At 72.2% G+C, this 1932-nt stretch carries 1 protein-coding gene; it reads right to left on the reverse strand.

Going from position 1 to position 1932, the window contains the following annotated elements:
- Positions 1 to 1677, reverse strand: a 1677-nt coding sequence (locus tag A7B20_RS21095) for a DEAD/DEAH box helicase (RefSeq protein ID WP_102110539.1), incomplete at its 3' end; no start/stop codon positions are given.
- Positions 1678 to 1932: the final 255 nt, after the last annotated feature.

A 1932-nucleotide genomic window follows, 5' to 3' on the forward strand; every position in this document is an offset into this window, starting at 1 on the left:
CGGGGTGTCGTCGGGCGTCCACGCCGGCTTCGCCTCTGGCGTCGCCTCGCGCGGCGCGCGGGGTTCCGGGCGCGGGGCACGGGGCGGACGGGGGCCGCGGGCGGCGAAGTCCGGGGCGCGGTCCAGCTGTTTCAGGGAAGTGCCACCTTCCAGAGCCATGGCCGGGCCGATGGCCTTGAGGAAGTCGGCGGCGCGGGATTCGAGGATCTCGACGAAGGTCTCGGCCTGCTGGATGCGGATCGCGCCGATGTCGTCCTTCGACAGCCCGCCCGCCTTGCAGAGCATCGGCAGAAGCCAGCGCGGCTCGGCGTTCTGGGCCCGGCCCACGCCGACCGAGAACCAGACCGCGGGCCCGAAGGGCGCGCGGGGCGGCGGCGGAGCGGCGGGATCGGACAGGTCCTCGGGGGCGGACTGGCGGGCGCGGAACAGCCGCAGGTAGGCGGCGGCGATCTTCTCGGGCTCCTGCATCTCCAGCAGCTTCCCGGCGAAGGCCGCTTCCTCCTCGCTCAGGTCCTCGTCCCAGACCGGATCCTCCAGCATCCGCTCCTCGTCGCGCGCGCGCACCTCGTCGGCCGAGGGCGGCACGGTCCACTCGGCCCGCACCTTGGCGCCGCCAAGCAGCCGCTCGGCCTTCTTCGTGGCCTTCGGCGGCACGATCAGCGCCGAGACGCCCTTGCGCCCGGCCCGGCCCGTGCGCCCCGAGCGGTGCAGCAGGGTCTCGGAGTTCGACGGCAGCTCGGCATGGATCACCAGTTCGAGGTTCGGCAGGTCGATCCCCCGCGCCGCCACGTCCGTCGCCACGCAGACCCGCGCCCGTCCGTCGCGCATCGCCTGCAGCGCGTGGGTCCGCTCGTTCTGGGTGAGCTCGCCCGAGAGCGCCACGACCGAGAAGCCGCGGTTCGAGAACCGCGTGGTCAGCCGGTTGACGACGGCGCGGGTGTTGCAGAAGACCAGCGCGTTCGGCGCCTCGTAATAGCGCAACACGTTGATGATGGCGTTCTCGGCATCCGCTTCGGCCACCTTCATCGCCTGGTAGGCAATGTCGGAATGTTGCGATTTTTCCGCGGTGGTCGTGACCCTTACGGCGTCCTTTTGATAGTTCTGTGCAAGCGTGGCGATGGCCTTCGGCACCGTCGCGCTGAACATCAGGGTGCGCCGCCCCTCGGGCGCCTCGCCGAGGATGAACTCCAGGTCCTCGCGGAAGCCGAGGTCCAGCATCTCGTCCGCCTCGTCCAGCACCACGGCCCGGATCGCGTCCGTCTTCAGCGACCCGCGCATGATGTGGTCGCGCAACCGGCCCGGCGTGGCGACGACGATATGCGCGCCGCGGTCCAGCGCGCGCCGCTCGTCGCGCATGTCCATGCCGCCGACGCAGGAAGCGAGCACGGCGCCGGTGTTCCCGTAGAGCCACTGCAACTCGCGCTTGACCTGCATCGCCAGTTCGCGCGTCGGCGCGATGACGAGGGCGTGGGGGGCGCCCGCCTCGCCGAAGCGGCCCGTCTCGTCCAGCAGGGTCGGGCCGATGGCCAGGCCGAAGCCCACCGTCTTGCCCGAGCCGGTCTGGGCGGAAACCAGGAGATCGGCGCCGTCCAGCGCGGGATCGGTCACCGCCTGCTGGACGGGCGTCAGGGTGTCGTAGCCGCGGGCGGCAAGGGCATCGGCAAGGGTCTGGATCACGGGCGTCACATCTGCTGTTCGGGGGCCGGTCCCGGGCACACGATCTGAGGTTCGGGTGTGGCGGGGGCTGCAAGCTGTGGCGCATAGACCCTTCGGGCCCGAATGTATAGCGGCAATCGGGGGGCAGCGACGTTGCGTGGCGCCGCCGCGCCCTATCCCGCCACGGCGGTCTCGGCCACCGGGACCGGCGCGCCGAGCACCGGCAGGGCGGCCTCCGGCGCCTCCAGCGTCCAGGCGGCGGGAGGCGCGCTGCGG

It is taken from the genome of Oceaniglobus roseus, from assembly GCF_002869745.1.
Classification (GTDB): Bacteria; Pseudomonadota; Alphaproteobacteria; order Rhodobacterales; family Rhodobacteraceae; genus Oceaniglobus; species Oceaniglobus roseus.